The 25,079-nt window shown below is 33.8% G+C and carries 23 protein-coding genes; 8 read left to right on the top strand and 15 right to left on the bottom strand.

Features of this window, described 5'->3' with window-relative positions:
* The 5 genes from AA089_RS16325 (at window position 1) to AA089_RS16305 (ending at window position 6,804) form a co-directional block, all read left to right on the top strand.
* Window positions 1-4,113, top strand: coding sequence for a DUF6443 domain-containing protein (locus tag AA089_RS16325; RefSeq protein WP_046758051.1), 4,113 nt, complete (start codon window positions 1-3; stop codon window positions 4,111-4,113).
* Between the two features lie 223 nt (window positions 4,114-4,336).
* Window positions 4,337-4,741 carry a LytR/AlgR family response regulator transcription factor gene (locus AA089_RS23825; RefSeq protein WP_053002498.1) on the top strand — a complete coding sequence of 135 codons (405 nt, stop codon included), beginning with the start codon at window positions 4,337-4,339 and terminating at the stop codon, window positions 4,739-4,741.
* Window positions 4,742-5,134: 393 nt separating this feature from the next.
* Window positions 5,135-5,317, top strand: coding sequence for a CAL67264 family membrane protein (locus AA089_RS16315; RefSeq protein ID WP_046758050.1), 183 nt, complete (start codon window positions 5,135-5,137; stop codon window positions 5,315-5,317).
* A 147-nt stretch (window positions 5,318-5,464) separates the two neighbouring features.
* The gene (locus AA089_RS16310) at window positions 5,465-5,995 is read left to right on the top strand and encodes an RNA polymerase sigma factor (RefSeq protein ID WP_046758049.1); all 531 of its coding nucleotides are present in this window, start codon (window positions 5,465-5,467) and stop codon (window positions 5,993-5,995) included.
* Window positions 5,995-6,804 (top strand): anti-sigma factor, encoded by an 810-nt coding sequence (locus tag AA089_RS16305; protein WP_046758048.1) that lies wholly within the window; start codon window positions 5,995-5,997, stop codon window positions 6,802-6,804. Before AA089_RS16310 ends, AA089_RS16305 begins: the two co-directional genes overlap by 1 nt.
* Before the next feature lie 777 nt (window positions 6,805-7,581).
* Here AA089_RS16305 and AA089_RS24890 read toward each other — a convergent pair.
* The 4 genes from AA089_RS24890 to AA089_RS25670 all read right to left on the bottom strand — a co-directional run bounded on the left by AA089_RS24890 (window position 7,582) and on the right by AA089_RS25670 (window position 10,739).
* The gene (locus AA089_RS24890) at window positions 7,582-7,746 is read right to left on the bottom strand and encodes a hypothetical protein (RefSeq protein ID WP_156169063.1); all 165 of its coding nucleotides are present in this window, start codon (window positions 7,744-7,746) and stop codon (window positions 7,582-7,584) included.
* A 186-nt stretch (window positions 7,747-7,932) separates the two neighbouring features.
* Window positions 7,933-9,228 (bottom strand): tetratricopeptide repeat protein, encoded by a 1,296-nt coding sequence (locus AA089_RS16300; protein ID WP_053002497.1) that lies wholly within the window; start codon window positions 9,226-9,228, stop codon window positions 7,933-7,935.
* 268 nt (window positions 9,229-9,496) lie between these two features.
* Window positions 9,497-10,054, bottom strand: coding sequence for a DUF4331 family protein (locus AA089_RS25675; protein WP_046758047.1), 558 nt, complete (start codon window positions 10,052-10,054; stop codon window positions 9,497-9,499).
* A 34-nt stretch (window positions 10,055-10,088) separates the two neighbouring features.
* Window positions 10,089-10,739 carry a DUF4331 family protein gene (locus AA089_RS25670; RefSeq protein WP_046758046.1) on the bottom strand — a complete coding sequence of 217 codons (651 nt, stop codon included), beginning with the start codon at window positions 10,737-10,739 and terminating at the stop codon, window positions 10,089-10,091.
* Between the two features lie 326 nt (window positions 10,740-11,065).
* Here AA089_RS25670 and ettA point away from each other — a divergent pair, with 326 nt between their 5' ends.
* Window positions 11,066-12,757 carry an energy-dependent translational throttle protein EttA gene (gene ettA / locus AA089_RS16285; protein WP_046758045.1) on the top strand — a complete coding sequence of 564 codons (1,692 nt, stop codon included), beginning with the start codon at window positions 11,066-11,068 and terminating at the stop codon, window positions 12,755-12,757.
* 305 nt (window positions 12,758-13,062) lie between these two features.
* Here the strand turns inward: ettA and AA089_RS16280 are convergent, their stop codons facing one another.
* The 4 genes from AA089_RS16280 to AA089_RS16265 form a co-directional block, all read right to left on the bottom strand.
* Complete coding sequence (locus AA089_RS16280; protein WP_046758044.1) at window positions 13,063-13,620, bottom strand: REP-associated tyrosine transposase; 558 nt, start codon at window positions 13,618-13,620, stop codon at window positions 13,063-13,065.
* A 131-nt stretch (window positions 13,621-13,751) separates the two neighbouring features.
* Window positions 13,752-14,006: a hypothetical protein gene (locus tag AA089_RS16275; protein WP_046758043.1), complete on the bottom strand. Its 255-nt coding sequence runs from the start codon at window positions 14,004-14,006 to the stop codon at window positions 13,752-13,754.
* Between the two features lie 117 nt (window positions 14,007-14,123).
* Window positions 14,124-14,669, bottom strand: a complete 546-nt coding sequence (locus AA089_RS16270) for an aspartyl/asparaginyl beta-hydroxylase domain-containing protein (RefSeq protein WP_046758042.1) — start codon at window positions 14,667-14,669, stop codon at window positions 14,124-14,126.
* A gap of 23 nt (window positions 14,670-14,692) precedes the next feature.
* Window positions 14,693-15,106 carry a VOC family protein gene (locus AA089_RS16265; protein WP_046758041.1) on the bottom strand — a complete coding sequence of 138 codons (414 nt, stop codon included), beginning with the start codon at window positions 15,104-15,106 and terminating at the stop codon, window positions 14,693-14,695.
* A 149-nt stretch (window positions 15,107-15,255) separates the two neighbouring features.
* On the opposite strand from AA089_RS16265, the gene AA089_RS16260 reads away from it, so the two are divergent.
* A complete protein-coding gene (locus tag AA089_RS16260) occupies window positions 15,256-17,454 on the top strand; it encodes a tetratricopeptide repeat-containing hybrid sensor histidine kinase/response regulator (protein WP_156169062.1) in 2,199 nt (732 codons plus the stop codon).
* Here AA089_RS16260 and AA089_RS16255 read toward each other — a convergent pair.
* From AA089_RS16255 to hutI, 5 genes are all read right to left on the bottom strand, one after another.
* Complete coding sequence (locus AA089_RS16255; RefSeq protein ID WP_046758039.1) at window positions 17,447-18,004, bottom strand: TVP38/TMEM64 family protein; 558 nt, start codon at window positions 18,002-18,004, stop codon at window positions 17,447-17,449. The two genes, AA089_RS16260 and AA089_RS16255, sit on opposite strands and share 8 nt — an antisense overlap.
* 108 nt (window positions 18,005-18,112) lie before the next feature.
* Complete coding sequence (locus AA089_RS16250; RefSeq protein WP_046758038.1) at window positions 18,113-18,583, bottom strand: GNAT family N-acetyltransferase; 471 nt, start codon at window positions 18,581-18,583, stop codon at window positions 18,113-18,115.
* A gap of 3 nt (window positions 18,584-18,586) precedes the next feature.
* The gene (locus tag AA089_RS16245; protein ID WP_046758037.1) at window positions 18,587-19,603 is read right to left on the bottom strand and encodes a formimidoylglutamase; all 1,017 of its coding nucleotides are present in this window, start codon (window positions 19,601-19,603) and stop codon (window positions 18,587-18,589) included.
* 34 nt (window positions 19,604-19,637) lie between these two features.
* The gene (locus AA089_RS16240) at window positions 19,638-20,207 is read right to left on the bottom strand and encodes a hypothetical protein (RefSeq protein WP_046758036.1); all 570 of its coding nucleotides are present in this window, start codon (window positions 20,205-20,207) and stop codon (window positions 19,638-19,640) included.
* A 90-nt stretch (window positions 20,208-20,297) separates the two neighbouring features.
* Window positions 20,298-21,533, bottom strand: coding sequence for an imidazolonepropionase (gene hutI, locus AA089_RS16235; protein ID WP_046758035.1), 1,236 nt, complete (start codon window positions 21,531-21,533; stop codon window positions 20,298-20,300).
* A 74-nt stretch (window positions 21,534-21,607) separates the two neighbouring features.
* Between hutI and AA089_RS16230 the strand changes: the two genes are divergently transcribed.
* Window positions 21,608-22,297 (top strand): aspartate/glutamate racemase family protein, encoded by a 690-nt coding sequence (locus AA089_RS16230; RefSeq protein WP_046758034.1) that lies wholly within the window; start codon window positions 21,608-21,610, stop codon window positions 22,295-22,297.
* A gap of 149 nt (window positions 22,298-22,446) precedes the next feature.
* Here the strand turns inward: AA089_RS16230 and AA089_RS16225 are convergent, their stop codons facing one another.
* The gene (locus AA089_RS16225) at window positions 22,447-23,559 is read right to left on the bottom strand and encodes a T9SS type A sorting domain-containing protein (RefSeq protein WP_046758033.1); all 1,113 of its coding nucleotides are present in this window, start codon (window positions 23,557-23,559) and stop codon (window positions 22,447-22,449) included.
* Between the two features lie 83 nt (window positions 23,560-23,642).
* Window positions 23,643-24,764 carry a T9SS type A sorting domain-containing protein gene (locus tag AA089_RS16220; protein ID WP_046758032.1) on the bottom strand — a complete coding sequence of 374 codons (1,122 nt, stop codon included), beginning with the start codon at window positions 24,762-24,764 and terminating at the stop codon, window positions 23,643-23,645.
* Window positions 24,765-25,079 lie beyond the last annotated feature (315 nt).

Raw genomic sequence — 25,079 nt, 5'->3', positions numbered from 1 at the left:
ATGAAAAAGTTACTAATCACTTTAACAGCAATGTTTGTGTCTATAATAGTGATGGCACAAACAAATAGTAAAAATTACGTAAAAAATACAAGTTACCAACAACCTGTTCAAAACGAAACGGAAATACAAGCACTACCAATCTTAGAAAAGGTAGAAAATATTACCTATTACGATGGTTTAGGTAGACCCGAACAAAGTATTGCACTTCGTGCAGGAGGAACAAGCACAAAATATGTCAACGAACTTCCAAACGAATGGCAAGAAGGATTGACTACAACTCCGTATTACATTAAATATGGAAGTACATCCGAAAATATAATAACTAGCGGTGTTACGCCATTTGGAAATACCGATTTGTTATGGAAATCTACCAATCAAGATGATACGGATGTTACTGATTCTAGTGCTCGTCAAGATGGTGGCTGGACAGGTGCTTTAATTTCTGTAGACAAAAATCGTACATATCGCTATACTACTTGGGTTAAAAAAACAGGAAATCTTACCAATGGAACTACTTACTTTGGAACAAGATATGTTAGTGACCTTTCGGGTAATGCACAAAGTAATCCTTATTTTTGGTATGGATTTCTTCCTGAATTAGATGTATGGTATCAGATAAAAGGTGTTGTACATCCGCATGATTATACTGGCGCTGATACTGGAGAAAGTGGTGTATATGATATCAACGGAAATAAAGTGTTAGATGGAACAGAATTCAAATGGAATCCAGACACTACAGTATCCAGATTTAGAAACTATTTAGTTTATTGTACTGATTTAACTGTGGAACAATACTGGTACAAACCACACTTAGAGCATTCAGATAGTGATACTGTAATTGAAGATATTGTAACACCAATTGTGTACGATGCGGATGGTCGTAAAACCAAAGAATATTTACCGTATGCCGATGAAACTTTAGCAAAATTCACGCGTGAGAATATCGCAATTTCTAGGGTAAATAATTACTATTCAAACACGTATAGTGAAGATTTTAACGGAACGCTAAATCCGTATTCCGAAAAGAATTTAGAAGCTTCTCCACTTGCAAGAATCTTGGAGCAAGGTGCGCCAGGAACCGACTGGAAAGTTGATGCTTCCGCAGATACGGATCATACCATAAAATTTGAATATGAAACAAATGCCGTAGACGAAGTTGCCTATTACACCGTAACTTTTGCTGGAGGTAACACTGAAGCTCCACAATTACAATACAATGGTGCTTATGCCGAAGAACAGCTTTATAAAAATATCACAAAGGATGAAAATTGGAATCCAACTCAAACACATCTAAAAGATCATACCACAGAAGAATTCAAAAACAAATCGGGACAACTACTGCTCAAACGTAACTATGATCAGGATCAAGAGCATGATACCTTTTACATCTATGACGATTTTGGAAATTTAACCTATGTGTTATCGCCAAAAGCTTCGGAAGCAATCAAAGTAGCAAACTATGTAATTGCGCAGAACATTTTAGATGAATTATGCTATCAATACAAATATGATGGCAGAAACCGTTTGGTAGAAAAGAAAATACCAGGGAAAGGTTGGGGATATATCATATATGACACACTAGACAGACCTGTATTAATGCAAGATGCCAATCAAAGAAACAAATCGCCTAAACAATGGTTATTTACAAAATATGATCATTTCGGGCGTGTTGCATATACAGGATTATACACAAATAATAGTACACGTACAGCAGTTCAAAATACGATTGATACACAAAATGTAGTAAGCGAAACAAGAACAGTTGGTATTACAATTATTGGCGATGCAGATGCTTATTACAGCAATACTACTTTCCCAAATACGGATATACAAGTCTTAACGGTAAACTATTTTGATGATTATCCTAAAGAAATTGACGCTGTCATACCAAATCCTATCAATTTCACATTAGCGGGAACTACACATACCATTAGCAACTTTACAAGAACTTTAGCTACAGGAAGTAAAGTTAGAATACTTGACAGCAATCAATGGATTATTAGTGCCACGTATTATGATGACAAAAAACGCCCTATTTATGCAGGAAGTCACAATGCATATTTATATACATTAGACATTGTAAAAACGGCTTTAGACTTTTCAGGAAAAGTATTAGAAACCGAAAGTTTACATACCAAAGGAAACAATGTAGCCATTAAAATAAATGACTTTTTTACCTACGATCATGCTTCACGATTATTAACGCAAACACAATCTATTAACAATGGTATTACAGAACTTATTGTAAATAATAGCTATGATGCGTTAGGACAACTTGTAAACAAAAAAGTCGGTGGTTCAGTAGCTAGTGAAGCTGAAGCTTCTACTGGATTGCAAAGTGTGGATTACAAATACAATGTGCGTGGTTGGTTAAAACAAATTAACGATGTTGAAAACTTAGAAGACGATTTATTCAGTTTTGAACTTTCCTATAACACCACAAAAACAGCAACCAATCCTTTGTATAACGGAAACATTAGCGAAACCCTTTCGCGAACAGCAAATGATGCTGCCACAACAAGACGCGGATATGGATATACGTATGATGCATTAAACAGATTGAAAGGCGCTAAAGGAATTGTTCATATTTTTGGGACGTTATTTGCAAGTCATGTGCATTACAATGAAGGTGGTATTCAATACGATAAAAATGGGAACATTTTACGCTTAAATAGAAAGAAAACTACGAATGACTATATAGACTTTTTATTTTATAACTATGATATCGGAAACAAACTGGTATCTGTAGATGACAATTCTGGCGGACCAGAAGTTTTAGAAGGCTTTAAAGACGGAAACACTATTGGAGACGATTATACGTATGATGCCAATGGAAACATGCTAAAAGATTTAAATAAAGGCATAGGAACAACCGCAACAGATGGTATCAAATACAATCATCTAAACTTGCCAACACAGATAGTATTTGATAATGATCCTAACAAAAGTATTTACTATTTATACGATGCTACGGGTGTAAAACAAAGCAAAGTCGTGGCAGACAATGGAAATTACACGGTAACCTATTACGCAGGAAACTTTATCTATGAAAGCAACAGTGCTGGCGAAGAATTAAAATTTTTCAATCATTCTGAAGGATACGCGCAACCAAACAATACAGGGAGATTTGATTATGTATATCAGTTTAAAGATCACTTAGGAAACATCCGTGTAAGCTACTCAGATACCAACAATGACAACACTGTTGATGTCACAGAAATTGTAGAGGAAAACAATTATTATCCTTTTGGATTGAAGCATAAAGGATACAACACTAACATTGGTGCTTTGGGAGATCATAAGTATGGTTTTGGTGGAAAAGAAGAGCAAAGTGAACTTGGTTTAGAATGGATGGATATTACAGCTCGTAATTACGATCCTGCTATTGGGCGTTGGATGAACCTTGATCCATTAGCGGAGAAAATGCGCAGACATTCGCCTTATAATTTTGGATTTAACAATCCTGTATATTTCCAAGATTATGATGGGATGGCTCCAGCTAGTCCAGATTGGGAAAAAGATAAAAATGGAAATTGGGTAGCTAAAGCAGGAGATAGTGCTTGGACTTTATCACAAGATGCTAATATTTCTGCTGAGCAAGCTAATAATGTCGTTGAAAGTCAACTTGGTAAAAACTATAAAAGAGAATCGGATGGTATGTTGATGTCAGATGTTGAAGTTGGAGATGTTGTTAGTCTTCCAGAGTCGAGTAGTGAACCCTTTTCTCTTACAGGTAGCGATAATCCTAATGGAGAAAATCCAGTAGCTAATGAGGCCTGGTTAGAAACATTAGAGATGAGTAAGTTTGAATTTAATCATCCAGAAGTTACTGAAACATTAAATAATGAAATAGATAGCGTTTCTAAAGAAATAACTAGGTCTCATAATTTAGCAGATACAAAAAAAGCTGTTAGAGACTTAGATAACAAGTGGTTGAAGTTTGATGGTGAAGGTTCAATTGGAAGAAATGCAGGATTTGCATTAAGTATATCTAGAAATGTAAACGACAGTGTTAATAGTGTTTTTGTTCGTAGTAATCTAAAGGCGAAAAAGGATTCTTTAATAAGAAGAAGGATAAGAATAGCAAATAGTGATATAAATAAAATAAAGTAAAAACCTCATGCTACGTTAGCTTCTAGCTAACACCAAGCAAAAGCAAACAAAAACAGAAACAAAAAGCAATCATAATTCATATAAAATTATGATTGCTTTATTTCTAAAAATTCCATCTAAAAAATTTTAGATACTGATATCCAACGTTCACACAAAACGCTTGTGCTGAAAAAGTTTTCCAACCTAATACATTCAAAACTCATTAAAACAGTATACATATCACATGATAGCAACAAAAAGTACGCTGAAAAATCTCAAAGACCGATTACATACGAATCAATACATCCGTTTGGGAACTAAGCACAAAGGAGACTATGTACTGAAAGAAACAATTATTTATATAGAAGCTTATGAAAACTATACTTGGTTGCACCTTAAAAATGGTTCAACAATGCTTAGCTGTAAATCTATTGGACACTATGAAGAAAAATTCCGAGACAATTCGTTTATTCGTGTTCATCGTTCCTATCTTATCAATCTTTCTCATGTAAAATCATATGAAAAAAAATACCGTCTAGTTTACCTAAAAGGAGAAATTGTATTGCCTATAAGTCATAGAAGAAGTCGTTCTATATCAAAAATGATTCGAAATCAAGAAATAAAAATACCGTTTCAAATAGCAGTATAAAAAAGAAGCGACTCAGCAAACAAAAACAGTATAAGTATGCACATTTTCAAGTTTATGGGTAAATTTCTAATCACAGTTCAAGTAGTATTGTAACCAACAACTAATGTTAACGTTCATATTACGAGCGATCTAAGTTTTTTTTGATAGAACAGGCGGAACTACTTTTTAACTATTCTTACAAAAAATACTAAAAAATAGCTGCTCTAGTTTATTCAAACATGAACGCCGTTTTATAATTTGTATGTAGTAAACTTCTAAATTTTGATTTAAAAATTCGATATTTGCACTTCATGCCGCGCAAGGGATTGAGGTATTGTTGAAGCTCCTCGGAGAGAGCGACTACCGAAAACCCGACTTCCGAGATAGCGGAAGATGCGCACTAATAAACAGATTATGGGAATGAACAAAAATACAGTATTAGCGTGGGCAACTTTTATAATGATTTTAGTTGGAATAGGATTGATTGCACTCGGCGCTTTTAGATATGATGATGTAGCAGGATATGGATTTGCGGCAGTTGGGATTGGTTTTTTTGCTATTGCATGGGTTTTTAATGCATTGAAAGGTAGAGTATAATTAGTTTTTTTTAGAGCGAAGCAATTTGTATGTTTCGTATATGCGGACACCTTTGAAGCGATACAGCACAAAAACTTGTATGAAAAAGGCTAACTTTATCACAAAGTTGATTATATCAGCTATTTATACTTAGAAAACCAACATTATATGGAGTTAGCATTACTCATCAAAAAATTCAAAAATAAGGACCCTAAAGCTCTTGAAGCGTTATATGATATGTATAATGAAAGTATTTTTGGTGTCATTCATACTATTGTTAAAAATGATGATATTGCTACAGAAGTCATGCAAGATGTCTTTGTAAAAGCATGGAATAAGTCAGATTCTTATACTGCTGGAAAAGGTCGTTTTTTTACGTGGTTGTTGAATATTGCTAGAAACGCGGCTATTGATAAAGTGCGTTCGAAATCTTTTAAGAATGCACAACAAAACCATGACATTGATTTTTTCGTACATAGTATAGAGACACATGATAGTTTGGACCAAAAAACGAATGCTATCGGAATAAAGCAGTATATTGAAAAGTTAACTGAGAATTGTAAAAAAGTAGTTGATTATATTTATTTTAAAGGATATACGCAAAAAGAAACCGCTGAAGCATTAGACATTCCCTTAGGAACGGTAAAAACTAGAAATAGAAACTGTATTAAGGAACTTAGAAAAGCATTACATGTATAATGAATAGTAACGAATACATAGCATCTGGAATTTTAGAACTGTATGTAGCAGGTGCGCTTTCTGAAGAAGAAAACGAAGCAGTGCATGCAATGATGCAACAGTATCCAGAAGTGGCAGCAGAGGTTGTTGCCATTGAAAATGCAATTGTAACTTTAACAGCGGCAACAGCGCCTAGAGATACCTCTTATGTTTTTGAAGCTGTAAAGCAAGAGCTGAATCTATCAGAAGATAATCGTGATGATAAAGTAATACCAATTCAGAGGAAATCTTCTATTTTCTTGTATGTTGGTTGGGCAGCTTCTATTATTTTAGCTATTGGATTGATATATTCCGTATTGAAAACCAATGAATTGCAATCAGAAATTGAAGTGGTTACGTCAGAACGTGAAGCTTTAAAAGATAAAGTTTATCAAGCAAATAGTGATTTGACTGCCGCAAAAGACCTGTTGGGCGTGTTACGAACTAAAGATATTATTTCGGTGCCACTTGGTGGACAAGCCGTTTCTCCAGATTCCTATGCAAAAGTGTATTGGGATAAAAAGCTGAATCAGGTATATTTGGATTTACAAGGATTGCCTGATCCGCCAGCAGGAAAAGTATACCAAGTTTGGTCGTTAAAACTAAATCCGTTAACGCCAACAAGTTTAGGAGTTATAGAAGAATTCTCGGCTGATTCAGATAAAGTATTCGATTTGGCAAATGCAAACGAATCGGAAGCTTTCGGAATTACCTTAGAGCCAGCAGGTGGAAGCGAATCGCCAACATTAGAGCAATTATATACACTTGGTGTGGTGGCTTCGAATCCATAACAGAGATATTTTATATATAAAAATTGTCATTCTACATTTAGTGTTGAATGACAATTTTTTTGTTGAATAACGTTAGTTCGATATAAGTCATTCAATTCATATTTGTGATTGAGCTAAGAAACTCCTTGCTAAACACCACATTTTCAGTTTTTTATTTTCATTTTAGCTCATAAGACTTTATTTTCTTAAACAGGAATTCGTGAATCTTCGATTTCTTTGCTTTCCCAAAGAATACTGAATCAAGTTCAGCACAGGCATCAACAAAAGAAAGGGAACTTTTAGTTCATGTTATTCATATTTTAAATTAAGGTATTTATGAATGCTAAGCATTTCCAGAGGTATTTTTAGTTTTTCTTTTAGGGAAAAACTAAAACCGCATGAATTTCCCTAAATTTTTTCCAAGGCTTCAAAAATTTTTAACGGAAAATCCCTGCTATACTTCGGAAAAGAAAAGTATCGAACTAAATTTTTTACGTCGAACTCAAGTTAAATAAGTTCCTGCTTTTACAGAAATAACAAATGCTGATTATGTAGTGTAATCAGAGAATTTAAGTTCGTTTAATCAATTTCTGCTTCTAAATTATCTACGGTTTCAATAACACCTTTTCCATACACTGTGTATAGATTTTGGACTTCAAATACTTCAAATTTTTCTAACATATGTGTTTTGTTTTAAGTAGATTAAAATACGCGGATGAATTTTCAAAAACAAATACTATGCATGCTATTTTATAAAATGGAAGTGACTTGTAAAGTATTTTAGTATTGTAAACTTTCTTAACAAACCCAAGGACAACTATTGAAAAATGATACACAATAATCATTTCTACATTCGGTAAGTCGGTCACTTGCGCCACGACCACCAATGTTCGATTCTGCAACTTCTAAATGCGAGATTGCTTTTTTGTTAAGTGTGAGCGACTTGAAATTTCTTTTTTTCATGATTATAATTTTTTGGTTAAACATATGTATATAAAGTACACAAAATCGTTAGTAAATGTTTACGGTAACACCGTAAAGCATTGAAAAACAATAAAAAATAAAAAGGCACTCCATCACAAAGTGCCTTTTCAATCAATAAAAACCAATCGCCTAACTAATGTTAGCTCAATAAATAGTTTGCTACAGTTATAACTGTTGTATTTTTTTTGTTAGTATGGGACCAACTTCAAAGCTGCTTTCTAAGAGTTCTTCTTTTAGATCGTTTACGTCTTCGGTATTTCCTGTCGCTTTCAAAATTTCAGCAGCATGATACATGGCAACAGGTTCAAATGTTTTTTCTAGAACTTGTTGTTGTATAATTTCTAATGCCTTTGCAGAATTTCCATGTAAATGGTAAGTCCACGCTAATAAATCGTAGGATTGTGGTGTAGGACGCAAATCCACTTCTTTTTGTGCAATTTCGATCGCTTTTTCTGCATTATTTAGTTCTTCAGAAAGTACCGAAACTGCATAGGAAGTATACATTACGCCATAATTTTTATCTTGAATTGCGTTCATAAACGCTGCAATATGTTGTTCTTTTTCAGCAATATTTCCCATGTATTCGGCAATTTCTGCTTTTAGTAAATAGTAATCAGGTGCTTTGTGTTGTAGCATAATTGTATTCAAAATACGTAAAGCTTCTTCAGGATTTTTCTCATATGAAAATGCAATCCAAGCGATTCCTTTTTTTGCATATGCATCAGTTGGATCTATCGCTAACGCTTTTAAATAATGTTCGTACGCGTCTTTAATTCTTCCGGCGTGACCGTAAAAATCAGCCAAATTGGTATATGACCATTGCTTTAATGCAGTATTGTTAGCATCTTCAGCTTTCAACATTGCTTTTTCCATCATTTTAATGGCAGCCATCAATTTTCCTTCATGATCGTACCATTTTGATAATCGAATCATTGCATTAAAACTGTTTTCATTTTTAAAAATGTTCAAATACTTTTCAGCTTCTACCGTATTTCCAAGTTCCAAGTGAACATCAAACAACATTTTTTGTGTGGCTTGTAGATTTTCGCCTAATACTTCTGCTTTTTCCAACAATTGCAACGCTTCTTGAAAACGGTGTTGTGAAATGTAATTCTGAACCAAGCTTCGGATATAGCCTGCATTTTGATATTTTGTACGCGCATTTAAAAGTTCCAAATGCTGTGCCGATTCGATAAGATGAGATATTTCTCCAGTTGCTTTAAATAACTGTGAATGTGCATTGGCAATTTTTGAATGATACGGATATTGATTTGGACTTTTTTCTAGTTTTGTTGTCCAGAAATCGTGAATTTCTGTTGCAGTTTCTATGGTTTTATTTTCAGCGACTTCTAAATACGTATTGTACGTCTCTGCATTAGTAATCTTGTGTGATGATGAATTTGTACAACTCATAAGAATGGTACAAACTCCAAGAATTTGAAAAGCGATTTTGATATTCATAATAATGGTTTTTAGTGATAAAAATTTAAAAAATAGAGAGCATTTAGCGTGATCGTTTCATCAAATAATACACAAAATTGCATGAGCTAAATACTCTCTAAGCAAATCAGATTAGTGATACACTGCGTTGAGAAGTCTGTAAGACGCACTCAATGCAGTTAGTAGAACTCATCCCGCTGTAAAGTGGGATCTCAACTACTTACTAATTTTAATAAGTATGTATTTCTATCATGAAATTTTTCTTGATGAAAATAAATACTTGTCTACCTTACCAAGGTGTGGCTAAGTATGGAAAAGAGGGCAAAAAAGGCTTGTCGTTGGCGTCTACATGATCATCAGAAAGATTTGGGTTTTCTGTGAAGTCTTCGCCTCCAAATATTAATAAAAGTTCTACCGTAATTACGTCATCAGCTAATGCACGACCTGTTAAAACGTTGGTTCCATCATAAAATGTAGTAGTTCCGTCTAAAGAAACATTCAACACATCTGTAGCCAATAATCCTGTAAATGTTGCTGCATCTTGTCCTAAAGCATTTTGATCTCCAGGATTTGCAAATGCTGGACTTAATCCTGTTAAGTTCGTTTCAAACATACTTTGAAAGGCAGCATTTTGTTGCGATGGCGTTGTTACGTTAAAATTGTCTTTGCTTGCTTGCGAAACAAATACTGTATTTACAGCAGGTCTTCCCATTTGATCTTGTTGTGTAAACGTTCCTGAAAAATCGGGTCCGTTATCAACAATAATTGTATTATCGTCTGAAGAACAACTCGTGAATGTAAACATGCTTACGAGTAAAATTCCTAAAATTGATTGTATAGTTTTCATTGTAATATCTTTTTTAAGTATAAATTATTAGTAATTATTGTTTTGCTTTCGCTTCTGCCCAAACGTTAATAGTTCCTGTACCACCAATTTCTGATTTTGGCACTTCTACGACAATTGATAATACATTTGAACCTGCAAATGTGTCTGTACCAGGATTGTTAAAGCTTGTTGCGTTTCCAGTAATAATTTCTCCATACTGTGCAAAATCCATAAAGAAAGGATCATCTCTTGGTCCTGCGAAAAATTTCATTCCATTCGTATTGGCAATTATTGCAGTGCTTCCGTAAGCAGTAATATCTACAGAAGAAGCTGTTCCCGTGGTTTCAATGACACTATTTAATCCTGAAGCACTTGGTGCAACGGGTCCAAAAAAGTACATTTTGTCTCCTCTTGGAATGGCTTGAATCACTAAATCTTCTACATTATCTCCGTTGTTATCAATATTGATTTCAATTAACGTGTTTTCACTAAATGAAGCGCCAGAAGTTGCGGCTGGACTCAATAATCCTTGTGTGTTTACTACAAATGCAATTGTATTTGTATCTTCTCCCTGAAAGGCGTAGAAATCTGTAATGTCAGAAGATGTTCCTTGTATTGCTGGTGCATCAATATGATCAGCAGCAATTAAAAAGAAACTTCCCACCAATATAATACTGATTCCTAAAATGGTTGTTACTCGTTTCATAATTTTTAAGTTTAATTAGATTTTTATTGTATTACAGTTTTATATACGAGAAGAATCAAGAAGCGGTTTTCTAAAAAGTGAAAAAAGTTTGAAACGATTGAGAAGTTTATAGTATTTTATATTTAAATATTTGATTTTCAAACAATTATATTTAATAGGAAATTATATAAAAAGATTGTTCTTTTCTGTGTTTGGTTGAATGAAATAGTAATCGCAAGCGGAATTTTTAATTTTTTAATCATTCAATTCTTCAATACACATTTACTTGTGCGAATGCTACGACAATTATGTATATTTGCTGTAAAGCAATTAAATAAAGTATAATTATGTCAGACGATAAGAAAGTTATCTTTTCCATGAATAGGGTTTCTAAAACCTATCAAAGTACCAACAAACAAGTTTTAAAAGATATATACCTAAGTTTTTTCTATGGAGCTAAAATCGGGATTCTCGGTTTGAACGGTTCTGGTAAATCTACCTTGCTGAAAATTATTGCAGGCGTAGAAAAAAATTACCAAGGAGAAGTAACATTTTCTCCAGGCTATAAAGTTGGATATCTTGAACAGGAACCACAATTAGACGAAACGAAAACCGTGATGGAAGTTGTAAAAGAAGGTGTTGCCGAAACGGTTGCCATTCTTGATGAATATAACAAAATCAATGATATGTTTGGATTGGAAGAAGTATATTCTGATGCAGACAAAATGGATAAGTTAATGGCACAACAAGCTGATTTGCAAGACAAAATTGACGCTTCAAATGCTTGGGAATTAGATACCAAACTTGAAATTGCCATGGACGCGTTACGGACGCCAGAGCCAGACAAACTCATTGGAGTACTTTCTGGTGGAGAACGTCGTAGAGTTGCGTTATGTCGTTTACTATTACAAGAACCCGAAATTTTATTACTTGATGAGCCAACCAACCACTTGGATGCAGAATCTGTACATTGGTTAGAACATCACTTAGCACAATACAAAGGAACCGTAATTGCGGTAACGCACGATAGATATTTCTTAGACAATGTTGCAGGTTGGATTTTAGAATTGGATAGAGGAGAAGGAATTCCGTGGAAAGGAAATTATTCTTCTTGGTTAGATCAAAAATCGAAACGTATGGCGCAAGAGAGCAAAACAGCTTCCAAACGTCAGAAAACATTAGAACGAGAGTTAGAATGGGTTCGTCAAGGTGCAAAAGGTCGTCAAACCAAGCAAAAAGCACGTTTGAAGAACTATGACAAATTGATGAGTCAAGATCAAAAACAAATGGACGAGAAGCTGGAAATCTACATTCCAAACGGTCCACGTTTAGGAACCAATGTAATTGAAGCAACAGGCGTTTCTAAAGCTTTTGGCGATAAGTTGTTATATGAAGATTTAAACTTCAACTTACCACAAGCAGGAATTGTTGGTGTTATTGGTCCGAATGGAGCAGGAAAAACGACTATTTTCAAAATGATTATGGGCGAAGAAACTCCAGACAAAGGAACATTTACGGTAGGAGAAACGGCAAAAATTGCCTACGTTGATCAGTCGCACTCTAACATTAATCCTGAAAAATCGATTTGGGCAAACTTCTCAGATGAACAAGAATTGGTCATGATGGGCGGAAAGCAAGTAAATTCGAGAGCGTATTTAAGTCGCTTCAACTTTGCAGGAAGCGAGCAAAACAAAAAGGTAAATACACTTTCTGGAGGAGAACGAAATCGTCTGCATTTGGCTATGACCTTAAAAGAAGAAGGAAACGTATTATTACTTGATGAGCCAACAAACGACTTGGATGTAAATACTTTACGAGCGTTGGAAGAAGGTTTGGAAAACTTTGCTGGTTGTGCGGTAGTCATTTCGCATGATAGATGGTTTTTAGATCGAATTTGTACACACATCTTGGCTTTTGAAGGCGATTCGCAAGTGTATTTCTTCGAAGGAAGCTTCTCTGATTATGAAGAAAACAAAAAGAAACGTTTGGGTGGCGACTTGATGCCGAAGCGTATTAAATATAAGAAGTTGATTCGATAATTGATTAGCTTTGTCATTCCTGCGAAGGCAGGAATCTTTTCAAATAAAACTAAAATCTATAAAACCCTTGCAATTTGTGAGGGTTTTTGGTTGAATATAACATTAAAATTAATAGCAATTTATGAGAAATCGGATACTAATTCTAAGGGACGTTTATAGTAATTACATCCTCAGCTAGCGCGAGTTTGCAACTCGTGCCAATGAAGGGTTTTGGTTTTATTTTTTAAAATTGGGTTTCTCATACTAGTTTTTCCTCAGCTAGCGCGAGTTTGTAACTCGTGCCAATGAATACAATAAAATATAATCTAACCAAAAAAGCCAGTATCATCAATTTCTAAAATAGTGTGATCATCTTGAAAGTTTCTAGCACTTGAATATTTCCAATCGATTGGGGCAGTAACAAAACCACTTTCGATAGGATTGTTGTGAATGTACTTTATTTTTTGTTTAATAACTGTTTCACTCCACAATTCAATAGGCTTATTGTTATGTTGCCAAAATTGATATTTTGTTACATTACTCTTTTCTTCTCCAGCATTTTCAAACATTGAAAGAAGCCAATCTTTTCTACTTTCTTGTGGATTATTTATAATAGCTTCAATGACTTTCTTTGAAGTATATTTTTTAAAATCTCTTATTAATCCTGATGGATCTTCATGCGCAGATCTAAAAATTAAATGAATGTGATTTGGCATAAAACAATATGCGTAAATTTCCATTCCTTTATGCTTTCTACAATAATTGACGCTTTCAACAAGAATATTAAAATATAGTTGTCTAGTAAAAACATCAATCCAATATACCGTTGCAAAACTTATAAAATACACTCCAGATTTATTATGGAATTTATACTTTCTACTCATACATCTAAAAATACAAAAGTTTAGTTTATTATGTATAAATAGGATTCTTAACATCTATTTTTTACAAATTCATGATTTTGTGTGCGGGCACGAGTTGCAAACTCGCGCTAGCTTTGTGACTTAATTAAAATTTATAAATTATTTGGATTACCATCAATATTATAACTTGCCCAATGATCGCATTTAATTATAATAAATCCATCGCTTTTATCCATAAAACCTTTAAAATGATCTCTTAAATCACTAGTTTTATCATCAAGATACTTAAAACAGTAAAGAGATTCCAAAATTTTAATCGCATCAAATTTATCTAATTCATCATATAACTTCTGATAATTCTTTTCATTTCTTAAGTCATAGCTTAGAAAGTATCGTGTATTTTTCATTTAAATTAATTTTTGTTTATTTCATAAAATTAATTTAAACATCAACAATCTTTTTACGGTTTTCAGTAAAATCCACAGTTAACGCGAGTTTACAACTCGCGCCAAACCAGCAATATTTTAATTTACTATTCCAGCCTCCTCAAAAACACCTGTCAGCCAGTCATTTACCAAGCAATCAATAATAATATGTGCGCGTGGTTGATCGCTGTTATTTCTAACTTCATGTTCTACGTGAAAATTGCAATACCAACATTCGCCTTCTTGCATCGGAATAATTTCATCAGCAACTAACATTTCTACCTTATCATTTGTAAATACTGGAATATGCAAACGGACTTTTCCATGTTCAAAACTATATCCTACATCTCTATGTTTTTGAATAGTTGCGCCTGCATCTAACGTATGAATACGAAAGGTTTCAACGGGACATTTAAATTTTTCAAAAATAGAAAGCAGATACGGACACTTTTTTAACGCTTCGTTTGGTAGAAAAATAGGCAATCCATCTTCGCCCAAAATAGGTTCAATAAAATGAATTAACCATAAAGTTTCTAACATCACAGAAGAATTGTATATATCTTGATAATCGGTTTTTGAAAATTGGGAGAGTTCTTTTTTTATAATTTCAACATCAAATTCAAAAGGAAGTTTTAGTGCATTCATAAGTGTAAGTTAGCTTTTTATGATTATTTGGCAAAAACTTCATTCGCGTTCGAAAAAGCTTTAAATTCTAGCGGATTTCCACTAAAATCGAATACAAACATGGTGCGTTGTTCGCCAACTTGTCCCGCATAACGTATTTGAGGTTTTACGACGAATTCTATATTATTTTCTTCAAAAGTTTGCTGTAAAGTTTCAAACTGTGAAATTGTCAATACACAACCAAAATGCGGAATTGGAACATTCACACCATCAACTTTTCCACAATAATCAAGTTTCGGAAAATTTTCGCTGACATGTCCAGATAGTTGATGTCCGTAAAAGTCAAAATCAATCCAATTTTCAGTCGATCTACCTTCTGTACAACCTAAAAAATCAATATAAAATTTTCGCGTTGATGTAATGTCTTTTACTTTAAAAGCATAATGAAAAATATTCATAGTTATGTTTAGAATAATTATAAAAATTTTAAAGGTACAACTAAAAATAGAAACTTATCAGTGCTTTAAAATCCTCAGCAATAAACGAAATAAAAAACCTACATTATTTTATTTTTTTGTATTTTGTGATTATAATAAAGCCTCATTTTTTGAAATATAACTTACTACCTACTATATTATTTTTCTTTTTTGTGTGCTTCTTGCAAGCGCAGGAAGTAGACAAATCGGCCATAAAAGATAGCATTGAAAAGTATATTTATCAAGCTGCTAATTACCGCGAAGAGTATCGCTTTAAGGAATCTTTAGAGTCTGGAAATAAAGCAATTGCTTTCGCGAAGCAAATAAACGATATTTATTCTCTTGCTATACTACACAATGATTTAGGTTTGGTGTATGAGGGTTTTTCTGAGTTGAGTAAATCGAGGGTCAATTATCTAAAATCATTAGAATATGCTATTAAAATTAAGAATGATACCTTAAAAAGTTGGGCGTATAACAACTTGGGAAATATCTACTCTGAAGGATATAAAAACACAGATTCTGCAAATCATTATTATGAAAAATCATTGCGATTAGCGGAAAAACTGAAAGATACTCCTGGAATTTTAACTCCGATTTTAAACATTGGCTGGACATATGCCGATTTAGGGGAACATGAAAAATCGTATGCATATCTTATTGATGCAGAGAAATTAATCAAAACAAAACATGGAGACGATTCAGCAATAGCACAAGTTAGTTTTTTGTTGGGACGCTATTACATGTATGCAAAAGATTATACGTTGGCAGATGATTATTTCCGAACGTCTATTTTGTATGCTAAAAGTGAAGGTTTACTAGAAGAATTGACAGAAATTTACAAGTATTATTCAGAATTGGCTAAAAATCAAGGCGATAAAGATGAAGCGTATATCCGTTTGGAACAGCACTTAAAGTATAAAGATTCACTGTACAACAGAAATAAATTAGAAGAATTACAAAATGCACAGATTAAGTTTGAAGTAGACGAAATTAAAAAAAACTACGAAAAAGTTGAAGCTGAAAAACGAGATCAAGATATCATTTTACAACAATCGCAACAGATTTCTTATGTGTTAATGATAGCAGGTTTCATCTTGATTTTACTCTTGATAAACATGTTTAAAAACTACAAGTTTAGAAACAAGGCATTGGCAAAATTACGTTTAAAAAACACTGAATTGCGTGTTGCAAAAGAAGAAGCTGAACAACAAGCCAACTTAAAATCACAGTTTTTCTCTACAGTAAGTCACGAGTTACGAACGCCTTTGTACGGAGTTGTTGGTTTAACGTCATTACTCACGGAAGATTTTCCAAATTTAAAAGAAAATGAAAACTTTAAATCGTTAAAATTCTCTAGTAAATATTTGCTATCATTAATTAATAATGTGTTGCAAATGAATAAAATAGAATCCAAAGGTGTAAAGTTAGAACGCATTCCGTTTAACATTCGAAACTTAGTCAGTGAAGTCGTAAATTCATTTGGTTTTGCTATCAATCACAGTGAAAATAAGGTGCACCAAGAAATTGATCCACAAATTCCTGAAATATTGCTGGGTGATTCTGTTCGACTGTCTCAAATATTAATGAACTTAATTGGGAATGCTATCAAATTTACTGAATCGGGAAACATCTGGATTCAGCTCAATTTGATTAAAGAAGAAGCAGCAAAGTATACTATAAACTTTACCATAAAAGATGATGGTTTAGGAATTCCAGAAGAAAAACAAGTAGCTATTTTTGACAAGTTTGTTCAACTAAGACCTATTGAAAAAAACTATCAAGGAACTGGTTTGGGCTTGCCAATTGTAAAGCGTTTGCTCGAATTGTTTGACAGCGATATTACACTTGAAAGTAAAGAAAATGAAGGTGCAATGTTTCAATTTTCAATTGTTTTTGAAGAAAGCAAAGAACTATTAGAACAAGTTGCACTTACGCCAAATGATGTTATTGACAGTGAGAAAAAATGCATTTTGGTGGTAGACGATAATAAAATTAATCGTGTAGTTACCAAGCGAATTTTAAAAAGTAAAGGATACCAATGTGATGTTGCAGAAGATGGCTCTGAAGCGATAGAAAAGGTTCAAAACAATACATATGATTTAATTTTAATGGACATTAATATGCCAAAAATTGACGGAATTGAAGCTACAAAACAAATTCGTCAACAAAAAATTAACATCCCAATTATTGCCTTAACAGCTGTTGAAGAAGATCAAATTAAAGATAAAATTCAGGAAGCTGGCATGAACGATCTTATCATCAAACCGTATGATATTGAAGAATTTCATCAAATCATATTGAAAAATTTATACGTGAATCTTATATAAAATAAGCACTTCCGTATACGTAAACGCTGCATAAAATTAATTCTCCAATAAAAATACTAACAGCAAAAACAATTGGATTAATTTTCATCGCGCCAGCTGTATAGCAAATCAAATCTGTAGGAACGAACGGAAAAAATGCCCAAAAAATGATAAAAAGCGGTCCGTATTTTCCGGAAAGCTTCATTTTTACCAAATTTGATGTTTTGGTATTTTGATCAAAAATCTTTGCAAAGCCCAATTTGTCAGCAAAATAATATACAATCATTGAAGAAATTACAATTCCTATTACGGAAAGCATCAATACTAAGAATAAGTGATTTGGAAATAGAAACACACCTGCAAAAATCAATGCAGTACTGGGCAACATGACAAAACCTCTGATAAGGTGGCAGAAAAAGAAAATTGCCAAACCATAACTGCCATACGCTTGAATATGCGTGGCAATATTTTCTCTAGAAAACGTTTCAGGATAAATACAGTTGTAAACTATAAAAGCAATAATGAGTACAATCCAAAAGCGTCTAAAAAATGTGATGTAACGTTCTTTCATTGATGATTCGGCGTTCGATACGTAAACTAGACGATAAAACTATGCAATTGTTACGGGATTTTAAATTTTATTTATGAAATGATTCCATTCAAATAGTACTTCGAAAAACTAGACATTAAGTTTTAATTCCATTTTAATATCGCCACGCGCATACGGATTATTTTTTTCTATCGGAATTTCAACAAAACCGTATTTTTTATAAATGTAAATTGCATTTTCGAGTTTTCGGTTGGAATAGAGTAGGAGCTTTTCCATGTTTTCCGACTTTGCAAAATCCAGACAATATTGGAGCAATTGTTGTCCAATTTTTTGACCTCTTCGTTTCGGTGTAACTGCCATTTTGCCAAGTTCAAAAATATCGTCTGAAATTTTCATGAAGGCTACGGTTGCCACAATTTCACCCTCAATTTTAGCAAAAAATATATGTCCGCCTTGATCAATAATATAGCTTTTTGCTTGGCTTAGTACTTCTTCATCATGTGGTTCAACATAAAAAAAGGTTTCAAGCCATTCAATATTTAAATCATAAAAATCGGAGGCATATTTTTCGTCAAATGGAATAATGGAAATCGTATTCATGAGTTATTTACGCATAAAATCTGTAATGAGGTAACTTAGTAATTTTCCAACGCGATACATTTCGTCAGCGTCATTTTCGTTTGGTGCTGCTTCGCATAAGTGCAAATACGCAGCATTTTTATGTTTTCCGAAGAATGATGCAAAAGCTCTTGCCTGATTTGCACTAAAACCACTTGGTGTCATGGCGCTACTTGGAATATTTTCAATAGAATCACAATCGATTTCTACACCAAAAGGACAATTTTTTATAAAATCTAACGCGCGATGCAATTGAAATGTATATCCTTGTTCCTGACGAATTTCAATACTTTCAAATGTATTGTAATGCAAGCGATCGGCATATTCTTCAAGCGTATTGAATACTTTTTTTGAAGTGTAATTTTCATGCAATCCAAACATAAAATACTTCTGCAAAAAGCCATATTTGAACGCATAACTGAAACTATTCCCACTGTGTCTGCCTTCCAAACTTCTAAAGTCCGTATGTGCGTCAAAATTGACAACATTGATTGCTGTACTAGTACCAAGCGCAGTTCCTTTAATGTTTCCGTACGCATTGTTATGTCCGCCACCAATAATAATTGGTTTTTTACCCGCTTTTACAATTTGAAATATAAGATAGCTGACTTCTTCATCAATTTTAGAAACCAAACTAGAAAGTTGTTCGTAATAATCAAGTGCGTTTGTGTCTAATTTTTTTGCCGTTTGAAGCCATTCAGAAAAATCTAAATGTCCTAAGATTAACACTCTTTTTCCGTTATTTACGGCGTTGTGTTGCGTGTTTAGCAACAAACGTAAAGTTGCTTTCCAAGCGGTAACCGCGCCCGCTTTTCCACGATTTGCCATGATGCCAATATCTTCTGGAATTCCCAATAAAACATATTTAGCATTACTTTCTTGGAGCGCTGTTTCCAAATGATCAGCAGCAGCAAGCGTTGTAACTCTTTCGCCAAATTTGGTTTCGCCTTTGCGTAGATTGATATACGTATCAAGTAGTTCTTTGGTGTAAACTTTAAGCATAGTTTTGGTCAATTGCGTATGCTAATTTACACTTTTAAATGATTTGGTTTGCCAATGCCTTGATACATTTTTCACGAATATTCCAGATTTTTTCAAAAGTGTACGGAAGTTGCTCCGTTTGAATCCATCCTTTTAAAAATGTTTGATGCCAAGTTACTTTATAATCTGCAATTTGATGTGGCAAAATTTCTTCTTCTATTAGTAAATTGTCTGCAAAAGATGTTTCATTTTTAGTAATTCGTGTGATATCGACAATGTTTCCATCAATTTTAAGATACGTATGTGCTTCTGGAATGTAGGGTAATTGAAATTGCTTTAAAACGTTTCCGACACCTTTGGTATTTTTCTCGTTCATTTGATAGATTCCTATGTATAATTTGATGGTATTTTGCTGATTTTCTATCGCAAGTTGCTTCAAAAAAGCATGTTTTGTGGCACAAGTTCCTTTGTGTTCAGGAAGTATCAAACGGTAATCACTCCGATCAGAGGTGCGTCCGTAGGGCAATTGATTTACATAAGCAATCGCACTTTTGAAATCAACGATTCCTTTATCTAGCAGCAGCTTAGAAAGTGGCGAATTCAGCGAAAGCGAGAAATTATACATGAAAATTAGTTACGTAGTTTTTTAAAAAGTATGAGATGCTGCATCAGGTGTGGAAAAATGCACGGCTAACAATCCAAGTCAGTCCAAATTTTAAATCACTTTTCCATTGATCAAAACCTGCTCAATATTAGTATCGCCAAACGCATATGGTAATACATTGTAGGATTCTATTTCTTTGGTAATAATCAAATTTGCAGCTTTTCCAACCGTAATACTTCCGTGCGTTTCTGAAAGTCCCATCGCATATGCGCCGTTTATGGTGGCTGCATTGATAGCTTCTTCAGGTGTCATTTTCATCTTAATGCACGCTGTACTGACCACAAAATTCATATTTCCAGAAGGTGTGGAACCTGGATTGTAATCGGTAGCCAGCGCAACAGGTAAACCTGCATCCATCAATTTACGAGCTGGTGTGTACGGAATGCTTAAAAAATAGGAACAGGAAGGTAGCGCAACTGGCATAGTGTTACTTCCTTGTAATGCTTCAATGTCTGCATCGTTTAGCTCTTCCAAATGATCCACCGAAAGTGCATTGTATTTTACACCTAAAGCCACGCCACCAAACGCATTGAATTGATTTACGTGAATTTTTGGAATCAAATTGTAGTGTTGCGCCGCTTTTAACAAACGTTCGGTATCTTTTAGTGTGAAATATCCTTTTTCGCAAAAAATATCCACATATTCGGCTAAATTTTCTGCGGCCACTTTTGGCAACATTTCGTTAATTACCAAATCCATATAACCGTCTTGATTTCCTTTGTAATTTGCAGGAACCGCATGTGCGCCCAAAAACGTAGTTTTGATTGCAAAATTGTAGGTTTCTTTTAAACGTTTGGCAACACGTAACATTTTGAGTTCGGCTTCCGTAGTGAGTCCGTAACCTGATTTTATTTCGATAGCGCCAGTTCCCATTCGCATGACTTCTTCCAAGCGTTTTGCTGACTGTACAAAAAGTTCATCTTCGGAAGTTTCTTGTAATTTTTTGGCTGAATTTAAAATGCCGCCACCACGATTGGCAATTTCTTCATAGCTTAATCCGTTGATTCTGTCGACAAATTCTTGCGCTCGATTTCCAGCGTAGACCAAATGTGTATGACTGTCGCACCATGTTGGCAATACTATTTTTCCTGTACAATCGATAATTTTATCTGCGGAAGCGATTTCAATGTTTGCCATGATACCAACATCTGAAATTACATCATCAACAATATAAATATAGCCGTTTTGTAGGATTGGAAGCGTTTTCATGGCTTCTCCAGCGACGTTAGCAATTGCGGTTCCACGAACTTGCAGCACTTCTTTGATGTTAATGAGTAAGGTTGTCATACGCTATATTTATAGTTACAAAAGTAGAAGCAAAGCGAATAAATCCCTAATTTTAACCGTATAAATTCTTAATTATGAAAACTATTGGGCTCATTGGTGGAATTACATGGCAATCTACCATTTTGTATTATGAGGTATTGAATACGTTGGCCGCGAAACGACTTGGTGGAAAACATTCTGCAAAAAGTATTATTCATACTGTGCAATTTGAAGACATACATACATTACAAGCCAAAGGTCGTTGGGATTTGTTGAACGATTTGATGATACAAGCCGCGAAAAGTCTAGAAAATGCTGGTGCCGATTGTATTTTAATTTGTGCAAATACGATGCATTTAACCATAGATGCTGTCCGTGCAAATGTTTCAATTCCTGTGATTCATATTGCAGAAGCAACGGCTGAACAAATTATTGCCAAAGAGATAGAAACGGTTGCTTTGTTAGGAACAAAATACACGATGGAAAAGGATTTTTATAAAGATATTTTGGCTTCTTTTGGCATACAAACGTTGATTCCTAATGCGAACGATCGTGATGAAATTCATAGGATTATTTATGACGAATTATCAAAAGGTGAACTGAATCCAGCTTCAAAACAACGCTATTTGGAAGTTATTGATCGTATGCAACAGGCTGGCGCAGAAGGAATTATTTTGGGTTGTACGGAGATTCCGTTACTAATAAAACAAGAAGATGTTGCAATTCCGGTGTTTGATACGACTACGATTCACGCTACCAAAGCAATTGATTTTGCGTTGAATTAATTTAAAAAGATAGTTGTAATCATTTCCAAAAATAGAAAATAGTTTATATTTTTATACTTCAATTACATTTTTACTGGCATAATTATGTAATATACAAAAGCTCCAAATGTTGTGTTTGGAGCTTTTTTGTTGGAGCGTATTTTTGTAGTTTATTGACGAATCATTTTGTGAATGCTGATTTGATTGCCAGATTGAATTTTTACAAAATAAATTCCTCGTGTAATCGTCTGTATGTCTAGTTGATTGTTGATAATTTTAGCAGTTGTTAAAACCGTTTTGCCAGTCATGTCTACAATTGTAGCCGTATGTAAAAGTTGATTATTTTTTGTTTCAAATAGTAATAGATTTCCTCTTACAGGATTTGGATACACTACAATATTCTTGGCAACGACTTCTGGAGTGCTGAGCAGTAAGTATTCTTCTCCCATAAAATCTGCACAAATATGATAATAGGAAGTTGGTGTTTCTCGTGTCCAAGGTGTGTGTTGATCGGAATAAAAAGCTCTGTATGCTAATTTATTGGGTTCAATAAAAGTTGCATTTTGTCCTAAGTTTCCGAGCCGATCAATTAAAACGCCATTATGAAATAGTCCAATAGCATCGTTGCCATCAAAATTGGTAATTACATCATTTAGATAATTAATATCTTGCGCACCATACAAATTGCAGAAAGGAAATGTGTGTCCTGAGTTTGCAATTCGGATTCTTTCCGATAGTCCTAGTGTACTGTTTGCAGGAAATGTATACGTAGCATCCCAAGTAGTATTTCCGTCATAGCTTATTTTTAGGGTAAATTCAGATAGATCATAAATAGTACTTGAAAGATTTAGTATTTCAATGGCTTTATCGTTATTGTTGCCGTTCATTATTTTCGACATAAATACTTGATCAGGAATATAAATATCTTGCGGATCGTCTGCTACAAAAGAATTGTAATAGCTAAACGGAGATTCGTTTCCTGCGGCATCTTTGGCTAATACTTTAAAGGTATAAATGCCTCCGTATGTAAATGGTCCTAAATCGTTTAAAGTGATCCCATTTGTTGGATTTGCAAGATGATTTATGGTCAGGCGAAATGTATCATTTACATATATATCGTAGGCAACAACTCCAATATTATCAGTAGAAGAAGTCCAAGATAAATAACCAATTTGATAATCAATAGTTACGTCTGTGGGTTTTGTTGGCGCTTCTGTATCTTGAGCAAAACAAGAAACGCTCCATAAAAAGAGTAAGAAGGTAGTGAGTGTAATTTTTTTCATGATGCGTAATTTTTGTTTAAAAGTATAGCAAAAAGAAATATACCATTAAGAAAATACGACCATTTTTATAAATTTGAACACGTTTACTCGATGATAAGCTTCTTTGTAACGGTTTGATTGTTAGATTTTAATTGTAAAATATAAACTCCTTGTTGTAGTCCTTGAACATTAATTTGATTGGATGGGTTTACTTGTCGGATGATTTCCTTTCCAGTCATATCGAATAACTGAATAGCACTAATTTCTATATTATTTTTAGTTTGAATGTATATAAAATTACCTTGAACAGGATTCGGATAAATTTGAAAGTTGTTTGTTGCGACTTCATTGGTACTCAAAATTGCTAAACTTTCAGCAAATCCCATTAAATCTGGACACGTGCCGTCATCTCCATCTGTTGACCATTGATCTCCATCAAAAATAGTAGTAGGTATTATTGAGGTCATGAAAGTTCTTTTCATAAATACATTGTTGTTAACAATACTTCCCGCGTTACCTAGTTCGCCAAGTGTATCATAATAGACATCGTATTTGAACAATCCAATTACGTCGTTTCCATCAAAATTGGTAATGGTACTGTTGTAATCATCAACTAAATTTGAACATATTGAGATATTTGGATGTGCTATGATAAACGTATCGCCAGTAGAAACAACCGCATTTGCAGGAAATGTATATACATCGTCCCATGTGCCACTACCATTGTAGCTAATTTTTAAGGTGAAATCTGATAAATCTAGATTTTGATATGTAAGATTTGACAATTCAATAGCTTTGTCATCTCCTGCATGATTTAGCATCCCTGAAATGTAAAGTTTATTCGGTTCAGTTTGATAAATAACATAGATGTTTCTGCAAATTTGACCAGTTAGTGGCGAAGCATTTCCAGCCGCATCTCTTGCTAACATGGTAAGACAATAGGTTCCATTTGGAAAATTAGAAAAATATTGAATTTGAACAGGATTTGATCCATCGTAAGGAACTATTTCGTCTAAAATTCCATTGATGTAAATTTCATAGCTTGCAACACCAACGTTATCAGTAGCATGTTCCCATTCCACATAAAATGATTCTGGAGTTAATGAACTTAAAGGATTGTCCGTCAAGAATTGAAAATTGGTAGGTGTTGTTGGTGCTTGTGTATCCTGTGCAAAACATGGAAAACTATACACAAGTAGTATAACAATGCAAGTAATTTTTTTCATAGCATGGTAATTTTACATAAATGTATAAAAAAAACCGATACTAGCAGTGTGAATGTGATCGCCTTTTATAAATTCAGTAGTACTTTTAGTGTTCAATTAGTTTTTTAGTAATTGGTTGATTTTCAATTTGTAACTGTCAAATGTACATTCCTTTCCGTAATTCTTGAATGTTGATTTCAGTTGAAAGATTCGTTTGTTGCAACACTTTTACATAAGAAGAACAAGAGTTTTTTTTCATGATCGGTTTCAATTCTCCTAAATAAAAAAAAGCGGTAGCATTTACAGGAAACACTACCGCTTTTTTTAAAATAATAA

Origin of the sequence: Kordia jejudonensis (assembly GCF_001005315.1) — a bacterium.
GTDB classification, from domain to species: Bacteria; Bacteroidota; Bacteroidia; order Flavobacteriales; family Flavobacteriaceae; genus Kordia; species Kordia jejudonensis.
This window is presented reverse-complemented; position numbering and strand designations above follow the sequence as displayed.

Coding starts and splice junctions, on each gene's coding strand:
- AA089_RS16220 (WP_046758032.1), bottom strand. CDS start 24,764: ATGAAAAAAATTACTTGCATTGTTATACTACTTGTGTATAGTTTTCCA.
- AA089_RS16230 (WP_046758034.1), top strand. CDS start 21,608: ATGAAAACTATTGGGCTCATTGGTGGAATTACATGGCAATCTACCATT.
- AA089_RS16310 (WP_046758049.1), top strand. CDS start 5,465: ATGGAGTTAGCATTACTCATCAAAAAATTCAAAAATAAGGACCCTAAA.
- AA089_RS16265 (WP_046758041.1), bottom strand. CDS start 15,106: ATGAATATTTTTCATTATGCTTTTAAAGTAAAAGACATTACATCAACG.
- AA089_RS16305 (WP_046758048.1), top strand. CDS start 5,995: ATGAATAGTAACGAATACATAGCATCTGGAATTTTAGAACTGTATGTA.
- hutI (WP_046758035.1), bottom strand. CDS start 21,533: ATGACAACCTTACTCATTAACATCAAAGAAGTGCTGCAAGTTCGTGGA.
- AA089_RS16225 (WP_046758033.1), bottom strand. CDS start 23,559: ATGAAAAAAATTACACTCACTACCTTCTTACTCTTTTTATGGAGCGTT.
- AA089_RS25670 (WP_046758046.1), bottom strand. CDS start 10,739: ATGAAACGAGTAACAACCATTTTAGGAATCAGTATTATATTGGTGGGA.
- AA089_RS16325 (WP_046758051.1), top strand. CDS start 1: ATGAAAAAGTTACTAATCACTTTAACAGCAATGTTTGTGTCTATAATA.
- AA089_RS16240 (WP_046758036.1), bottom strand. CDS start 20,207: ATGTATAATTTCTCGCTTTCGCTGAATTCGCCACTTTCTAAGCTGCTG.
- AA089_RS16315 (WP_046758050.1), top strand. CDS start 5,135: ATGGGAATGAACAAAAATACAGTATTAGCGTGGGCAACTTTTATAATG.
- AA089_RS16255 (WP_046758039.1), bottom strand. CDS start 18,004: ATGAAAGAACGTTACATCACATTTTTTAGACGCTTTTGGATTGTACTC.
- ettA (WP_046758045.1), top strand. CDS start 11,066: ATGTCAGACGATAAGAAAGTTATCTTTTCCATGAATAGGGTTTCTAAA.
- AA089_RS24890 (WP_156169063.1), bottom strand. CDS start 7,746: ATGAAAAAAAGAAATTTCAAGTCGCTCACACTTAACAAAAAAGCAATC.
- AA089_RS25675 (WP_046758047.1), bottom strand. CDS start 10,054: ATGAAAACTATACAATCAATTTTAGGAATTTTACTCGTAAGCATGTTT.
- AA089_RS23825 (WP_053002498.1), top strand. CDS start 4,337: ATGATAGCAACAAAAAGTACGCTGAAAAATCTCAAAGACCGATTACAT.
- AA089_RS16275 (WP_046758043.1), bottom strand. CDS start 14,006: ATGAAAAATACACGATACTTTCTAAGCTATGACTTAAGAAATGAAAAG.
- AA089_RS16250 (WP_046758038.1), bottom strand. CDS start 18,583: ATGAATACGATTTCCATTATTCCATTTGACGAAAAATATGCCTCCGAT.
- AA089_RS16245 (WP_046758037.1), bottom strand. CDS start 19,603: ATGCTTAAAGTTTACACCAAAGAACTACTTGATACGTATATCAATCTA.
- AA089_RS16300 (WP_053002497.1), bottom strand. CDS start 9,228: ATGAATATCAAAATCGCTTTTCAAATTCTTGGAGTTTGTACCATTCTT.
- AA089_RS16270 (WP_046758042.1), bottom strand. CDS start 14,669: ATGAATGCACTAAAACTTCCTTTTGAATTTGATGTTGAAATTATAAAA.
- AA089_RS16280 (WP_046758044.1), bottom strand. CDS start 13,620: ATGAGTAGAAAGTATAAATTCCATAATAAATCTGGAGTGTATTTTATA.